Annotated in this window: 8 protein-coding genes and 1 pseudogene; 6 read left to right on the top strand and 3 right to left on the bottom strand. The window is 71.8% G+C overall.

Annotated features, from left to right (window positions below; all coding sequences use genetic code 11):
* Window positions 1-222: pseudogene (locus FHS88_RS20105) on the top strand (hypothetical protein); the annotation flags it as partial.
* A 92-nt stretch (window positions 223-314) separates the two neighbouring features.
* On the opposite strand, the gene FHS88_RS20110 reads toward FHS88_RS20105, so the two are convergent.
* A complete protein-coding gene (locus FHS88_RS20110; protein WP_184487275.1) occupies window positions 315-1262 on the bottom strand; it encodes a GNAT family N-acetyltransferase in 948 nt (315 codons plus the stop codon).
* Here FHS88_RS20110 and FHS88_RS20115 point away from each other — a divergent pair.
* From FHS88_RS20115 to FHS88_RS20130, 4 genes are read left to right on the top strand one after another with little or no spacing between them, the layout of a single operon-like run.
* Window positions 1251-2105, top strand: coding sequence for an AraC family transcriptional regulator (locus FHS88_RS20115; protein ID WP_184487276.1), 855 nt, complete (start codon window positions 1251-1253; stop codon window positions 2103-2105). The genes FHS88_RS20110 and FHS88_RS20115 overlap by 12 nt on opposite strands.
* Window positions 2106-2115: 10 nt before the next feature.
* Window positions 2116-2928, top strand: a complete 813-nt coding sequence (locus tag FHS88_RS20120; protein ID WP_184487277.1) for an SRPBCC domain-containing protein — start codon at window positions 2116-2118, stop codon at window positions 2926-2928.
* Window positions 2925-3563, top strand: coding sequence for an NAD(P)-dependent oxidoreductase (locus FHS88_RS20125; RefSeq protein ID WP_184487278.1), 639 nt, complete (start codon window positions 2925-2927; stop codon window positions 3561-3563). The genes FHS88_RS20120 and FHS88_RS20125 overlap by 4 nt, the downstream gene beginning before the upstream one ends.
* On the top strand, window positions 3550-4032 hold the full coding sequence (locus FHS88_RS20130; RefSeq protein ID WP_184487279.1) for a GNAT family N-acetyltransferase: 483 nt from the start codon (window positions 3550-3552) through the stop codon (window positions 4030-4032). The genes FHS88_RS20125 and FHS88_RS20130 overlap by 14 nt, the downstream gene beginning before the upstream one ends.
* Here FHS88_RS20130 and FHS88_RS20135 read toward each other — a convergent pair.
* Complete coding sequence (locus FHS88_RS20135; protein WP_184487280.1) at window positions 4016-4477, bottom strand: DUF6882 domain-containing protein; 462 nt, start codon at window positions 4475-4477, stop codon at window positions 4016-4018. The two genes, FHS88_RS20130 and FHS88_RS20135, sit on opposite strands and share 17 nt — an antisense overlap.
* A complete protein-coding gene (locus tag FHS88_RS20140; RefSeq protein ID WP_184487281.1) occupies window positions 4474-5187 on the bottom strand; it encodes a class I SAM-dependent DNA methyltransferase in 714 nt (237 codons plus the stop codon). The genes FHS88_RS20135 and FHS88_RS20140 overlap by 4 nt, the downstream gene beginning before the upstream one ends.
* A 146-nt stretch (window positions 5188-5333) precedes the next feature.
* Between FHS88_RS20140 and FHS88_RS20145 the strand changes: the two genes are divergently transcribed.
* A complete protein-coding gene (locus FHS88_RS20145; RefSeq protein WP_184487282.1) occupies window positions 5334-5699 on the top strand; it encodes a bleomycin resistance protein in 366 nt (121 codons plus the stop codon).
* The last annotated feature ends 338 nt before the right edge of the window (window positions 5700-6037 follow it).

The following is a 6037-nucleotide window of genomic DNA, read 5'->3' on the forward strand; positions in this document are numbered from 1 at the left end:
GGGCCCGGCGCGACGGCCAACGTGGACGTCTCGGTGCCGGGCGCGCGGCGCGGCGACTTCGCGGACGCGTCGCTCGACACCAGCAGCATCGCCTTTGTGTTCGACTGCCATGTGTGGTCGAACAACAGCGTGCGCGTGACGGCGCGCAACGTCAGCGCGTCAACGGTGGATCTGGCCGCGGCGCCTCTGGCGGTGCAGGTGACGAAGCGGCGGCTGCCGTGAGCAGTTCCGGAACACGCAGCGTATCATCAGCAACGGCGTATCCGATGCTACCCTCACCAGCGCGCGCTTCGTCGCACGCGATCTCTCAGCGTTCACTGTCGCTCCGCCTTCGTCGACAGTGGCGGTGCAGGCGACGATGATGGCTGGCGCGTGGTGCGCGCAGGGCCATCGAACGGGCCGACGGTGCGATCCACCTGCCAGCGTTGTCCTGACACGGAGAACCCAGCCGCCGAATAGGCACGGAATGCCGGCCGATTGTCCTCGGTCGTGGCCAGCAAGAGCCGCGTCACGCCGGACTGCGCGAAGTGCCAGCGCAGATGGAGCGCGAGGCGGCGGGCAAGTCCGAGCCTGCGTGCTTCGGGCACGGTGAGGAAATGGCCGATCAGGGCGGTGTCGCCGGCAACGCCGATGGTCCCGGCGATCGCCACCAGCCGCCCCGCCTCGCGGATTCCCGCGAAGGGCAGCGCGGCCATGCGTGCGGAGAGCACCGTCTCGGGGTTGGACCGCGCCATCAGCGCTGCCGCAGCGGCGAAGCCTGCCGCGTCCAGGAGGGATGCCTCGGGGTCCGGCGCGGCGCCTCGCGTCGGTGCTTCCATTGCGACCATGCGCCGCGCGGAGCCGAGGCCCTGCGCGGACAGCCGCCCGAGCCGGGCGTGATGCAAATCAGTGAGGTGCAGCTCCAGCCGGCCAGGCCAGTCCAGCAGTGCGGACAGATCCGCATCGTCCAACTCGCCCACGGTGCTGAACACGGCGATCCCGTCAAAACGCGCCCCGAGCGCTGCCCCGCACCGCGCGTGCCCGATCCGCACGAGGGACGCGTCCTCGCCCCGCGCCGCCTCGGCCTCGGCGAGCGCGAGGTAGAAACGCGCGAGGTCATCGCCGGCGACGAGCTGCCGCAGTAGCGCAATGTCGGCGACCGGAAGGCGCGAAAGGGGTACCATGCCCACCTGCTGCCAATTGGCACCGCCCCGCGTCTTGAACGAAACCGACCATTGACCCGCCAGCAGCGATTTCGGGATGGTCCCGACATGACGGCCCATCCGCCCCTCCGCATCCTGCCGCTGCCGGATCTCGGCGGCATCGAGGTCGCGCGTTCGGTGGACGCTAGGCTGCACTATCCCCGCCATATCGAGGCGACCTTCTCGATCGGCGCGATCGAGGCGGGCGCGATCCGCGCCTTCCACCGCGGCCGTATCCACCTCATGCCCGCGGGAAGCGTCGGCATCGTCGGGCCGGAGGAGGTGCACACCTCCGATCCGGCGGAGCAGGCGGGGGCCTGGAGCGCGCGCGGCTTCTATCCGCGGGCGGAACAGGTGGCGGCCGTCGCCTCCGACCTTGCCGGCCGTCGCGTCCCCGCGCCGCGCCTGCGCGAGACGGTGGTCCAGGATGGCGAGCTGTGGGCCGCCATCCGCGAGTCGTGCCTGGCGGCCGAGCAGGGCGCGCCAGCGCTGACGCGCGAGGCGCTGCTCCACCGCGCACTGTCGCTCCTGGTGACGCGCGCAGGCGGGCTGGCGCCGGCAGACCGCCCGCCGCGCGAACCGACCGCCGTGCGCCGAGCCCGCGACCTGCTGGCCGCCACGCCGGATGGCCGCTTCGGCATGACGGCCCTGGCCGCGGCGGTGGGGCTCTCCGTGGATCGGCTGACGCGCGCCTTTCGCGCCACCCATGGCCTCCCGCCGCATGCCTGGCACCTGCAGCATCGGCTGGCGCAGGCGCGGGCCATGATCATCGCCGGCACGCCGATCGCCGAGGCCGCCGCCGCGACGGGCTTCGCCGACCAGCCGCACCTGACGCGCCTGTTCCGCCGGACGTACGGCGTGACGCCGGGCGCGCTCGCGCCGCGCGCCGGGATCGTTCAAGACGTGCCGCATCGCTCGGCTTGATGGTGCCCGCATGCCTGAGGCGCCGTTCGAGAGCACCGTCATCGTCACCCGCGCCATCGCGGCGTCGCGCGAGGCGCTCTGGGCGCTCTGGACCACGCCCGCCTGGATGCAGGCCTGGTGGGGCGCGAGCGAGGCTGGCGAGTTGTTCGACTGCGTCACCGAGGCGCGGCCCGGCGGTGCGCTGCGCTACGCCATGCGCCCCCGAACGGGCGGCGCCGAGGAACGCGTGGCCGGCGTGTTCGACCTGGTGGAGCCGCCCGCGCGTCTCGGCTTCAGCTGGGTCTGGCAGGGCGGCGCCGAGCGCGTGGACACACACGCCAGCGTCACCTTCGAGGCGGAGGGCGCAGGGACGCGCGTGACCGTCACGCATCGCGGCCAGCCCTCCGCGCGCGTCGCGGCGATCCATCGCCAGGGCTGGACCGACATGCTGGCCGATCTCGACCGCGCCGCCTCCGGCGCGATGCCGATGCCGAGCCTGCGTGACACGCTCGCCGCCCTGTGGTGGCATCTGGCGCGGCGCGACTGGGAAGCGGCGGGCGCGCTGCTCTCCGAGGATGCCGTCGTCATTTGGCCGCACAGCGGCGAGACCTTCCGCGGTCGCGAGGCCTTCGTCACCGTCAACGCGACCTATCCTGGGCGATGGGAGATCGCGCTCCAGCGCGCCGAGGCGACGGAGACGGGCGCGCTGGCGGTTGCCAAGGTCAGCGACGGCGCGCGCCGCTTCCATGCCGTGAGCCTCGCCGGGGGCGCGCCGGGGCGGATCGCGTCTCTCACCGAATACTGGGGCGAGGCCGGGGATCCGCCCGCCTGGCGCCAGCCATGAGGCTGCTCGTCCTCGGCGCGACCGGCTCGGTCGGACGGCTGGTGGTCGCGCAGGGGCTTGCGCGCGGCCATGCCATCACGGCGCAGACGCGCCATTCGGCACGCGGCGCGGCCCTCCTGCCGAGCGCGCGCGTCATGGCGGCGGATGCGACCGATGCGACCGCGCTCACCCCGCTCTGCGCCGGGCAGGACGCCGTGATCTTTGCGCTCGGCACCGACCGCGGCGGGCCGACCACGCTGTTCAGCGACGCGACGCGCGCGCTGCTCGCCGCGATGGCGGAGGCACGGGTGGAGCGGCTGGTCGCCATCACCGGCGTCGGCGCCGGCGAGACGCGCGGCCATGGCGGCTTCCTGTACGACCGCATCATCTTCCCACTCTTCACGCGCCACCGCTACGCCGACAAGGACCGGCAGGAGGCGCTGATCCGCGCGAGCGGCACGGACTGGACGATCCTTCGCCCCGCGCCCTTCGCCGCCACACCAGGCGCGGCGCCCATGCAGCGCGTGACGGCCATCGCGCCAACGACGCGGCTGACGCGGGTCACCCGAGAGGAGGTGGCGGCCTTCGCACTCGACTGCGCGGAGCAGGGGCTGCATCGGCAACAGGCGGTGTTCTTCGGCCATGGCAGTGCCTGAGGTCACGCTCCGTCCGCCCTGGCCGGACGAGGAGCCGGCGCTGACCGCGCTGTGCATCCGCTCCAAGCGCCTCTGGCCCTATGACGAGGCCTTTATGGAACGCGCCGCGCCCGCGCTGCGCGTGCCGGTAGAGCGGCTCGGCGCGGAGGCGATCCGCGTCGCCGAATGCGCCAGCGAACGCGCCGGGGTGGTCGGGATCGAGCCGGGCGACGCGCCGGGCGTGTTCGAGCTCACGCTGCTCTTCATCGAGCCGCGCTTCGCGAGGAAGGGCATCGGAGCGGTCCTGCTTCGCTGGGCCTGCGCGGCGGCGCGAGCGCGGGGGGGTGCGGTCATGGAGATCCTGTCCGACCCCTACGCCCGCGGCTTCTACGAGGCGCAGGGCGCACGCTTCATCGAGTGGCGGCCATCCGATGCGATCCCGGGCCGCGTCCTGCCGCTCCTGCGCCTCGCGCTCACGGCTCCAGGGTGACGCGGCCGAACACCAGGAAGATGCGCGCACGATCGGTCGGCGCGGCATAGGCGCCCTCCGCGCCGTCCAGCAGCGCAGCCAAGGCCGTCCAGGTCCAGGCCTCCTCGTCCGTCGCCGGTACCTGCCGAGCCGTGCAGTTCGCAATCCCACGCTGTGCCCCGAGCGCGCGCAGCCGCTCCGCGGCCCGGCGCAGCGGCGCAGGAACAGAGGGGTGATCCCAGCCCCAGAGCCAGCTGCCCGTGACCGAATCGAGCGTGCCGATAATCTGCACTGGCGCCGCGGCCCTTGGCTTACCCGCGGCCTCGAAGCGGATCGTTCCCGACCCGAGGTCGAGCGACCAGCCCGCTTCGCCCAGGCCGAACAGCCCATCGCACAGCGCGGTGCGGCTCGCCAGCTCGGTCCGTGCACGCGCGATCAAAGCGTCCCAGGGCAGGTCCGTGCTCATCCTGGGCGCTCCGCCAGCACATAGGCGCGGCGGGAGGCGTACTCGACGCCGGCGTAGGGGTCGCGCGTCTCGCTGCGAAGCACGCTCAGTCCCGCCCGCGCCATCGCGGCGTCGAGTTCGCCCTCCGCGAAGAAGCGGAAGCTCAGCGCGACGGGGTGGCCCCACCATTCCTCGAGGCGCACGGGTGCCTCTCCCAGATGCACCGCGGCCAGCATCAGCCCACCCGGCGACAGCGCCGCGCGGCAGGCGGCGAGCGCCTGCGCGAGGGAGGCGTCGTCCTCGTGGATCAGAGAGTAGAACAGCACCAGCGCGGCGAAGCGGCCCGATGCCGCGCTTAGCGCGTGCAGATCGGCCACCTCGAAGCGGCATTCGGGGTGGCGGGCACGGGCCTCGGCGATCATCGCCGGCGACAGATCGAGCCCGACGACATCCGCGCCCTGCGCGGCGAGGAAGGCCGTGACATGCCCCGGCCCGGAGCCGACGTCACCGATTACGCCTCGCCTGCCGACGCGCGTTGCCAGATCACGCAGCCGCGCGCAGTCGAACGGCTTGTGCGCGAGTTCATCGCCCAGGCGCTCGGCATAGTCGGCGGCAACCGCGTCGTAGCTTCGGCGCACGGCTTCGCGAAGAGCGGCCTTGGGCATGGCGGCAGGCTGCCGGCTGCACGACTCACCGGTCAGGCCGCTCACCGGCGGCACGCTGCGTCTCATGGTGGCAAGGTTTGCGAGGGCAACATGCGGTCAGCCAGCATGACCGAGCGCGGTAAGTCTTGAACAATACCGGTCTTTGGGACGCGGCGCCGCCTTGCAGCTTCCGCACTCGACGAGGGCAGCTGGCCGTGTGATGGAGCACAGGCATGGCCGCCGCACCAATCCTCCGCTGTCGGGACATCGACCGCGCCGAGCGTTTCTATCGCGAGGTGCTCGGCGGTACCGCGAACTGGGCGTGGGGCGAGGGTAATCCCGGCTATCGCTCTGTCACAGTCTTTGGCGCCGAGCTCCATCTCTCCTCCTTCGCCGGTGACGGCGCCTTCGGCACGGCGGTTTACATCCGGGTTGACGAGGTGGATGCGATCGCAGCCCGGATAGGCTCTGTCGCTCCCGACTGCATCGAGCACGGCCCTGAGGACCAGCCCTGGGGCCAGCGTGAGCTCTATGTGCGTGACCCGGACAACAACCAGTTGCGCTTTGGGCAGGCGGTCGGGCGCGCCGGCACGGACTGAGCTCGTCAAGCCGCGACGGTTCGAATCCCGGTGCACTCCCTCCGCCAGTTTCCTGAGGCGTCCCGCTCTCCGTCAAACCTACCGCCGCGCTGCCTGGGAGGGTTCCTGGGGTTTTCGGGGCAGACCTGTTGACCGCCAAGACCGAGACAAGGACTCTGCCGGGTCTCTAGAGGCGGTATTCTCTCCGAGCCTATTGACCTAGCCGATTTAGTGCGTCGAAATTTAGTCCATCAACTCAGAGACTTATACCAATTCCCATGGCGTGTGACTCAGGTGGGGGATTCCCCGACGCGGGGGTGATGTGATTCACCCTGGTGAGCATCGGAGGCTCACCATGG

Source organism: Neoroseomonas alkaliterrae (assembly GCF_014199195.1).
In the GTDB taxonomy this organism is placed as follows: domain Bacteria; phylum Pseudomonadota; class Alphaproteobacteria; order Acetobacterales; family Acetobacteraceae; genus Neoroseomonas; species Neoroseomonas alkaliterrae.

Bases quoted from the DNA above. Each gene is read 5' to 3' on its own strand.
- FHS88_RS20115 (WP_184487276.1), top strand. From the start codon at position 1,251: ATGACGGCCCATCCGCCCCTCCGCATCCTGCCGCTGCCGGATCTCGGC.
- FHS88_RS20145 (WP_184487282.1), top strand. From the start codon at position 5,334: ATGGCCGCCGCACCAATCCTCCGCTGTCGGGACATCGACCGCGCCGAG.
- FHS88_RS20120 (WP_184487277.1), top strand. From the start codon at position 2,116: ATGCCTGAGGCGCCGTTCGAGAGCACCGTCATCGTCACCCGCGCCATC.
- FHS88_RS20130 (WP_184487279.1), top strand. From the start codon at position 3,550: ATGGCAGTGCCTGAGGTCACGCTCCGTCCGCCCTGGCCGGACGAGGAG.
- FHS88_RS20110 (WP_184487275.1), bottom strand. From the start codon at position 1,262: ATGGGCCGTCATGTCGGGACCATCCCGAAATCGCTGCTGGCGGGTCAA.
- FHS88_RS20135 (WP_184487280.1), bottom strand. From the start codon at position 4,477: ATGAGCACGGACCTGCCCTGGGACGCTTTGATCGCGCGTGCACGGACC.
- FHS88_RS20125 (WP_184487278.1), top strand. From the start codon at position 2,925: ATGAGGCTGCTCGTCCTCGGCGCGACCGGCTCGGTCGGACGGCTGGTG.
- FHS88_RS20140 (WP_184487281.1), bottom strand. From the start codon at position 5,187: ATGAGACGCAGCGTGCCGCCGGTGAGCGGCCTGACCGGTGAGTCGTGC.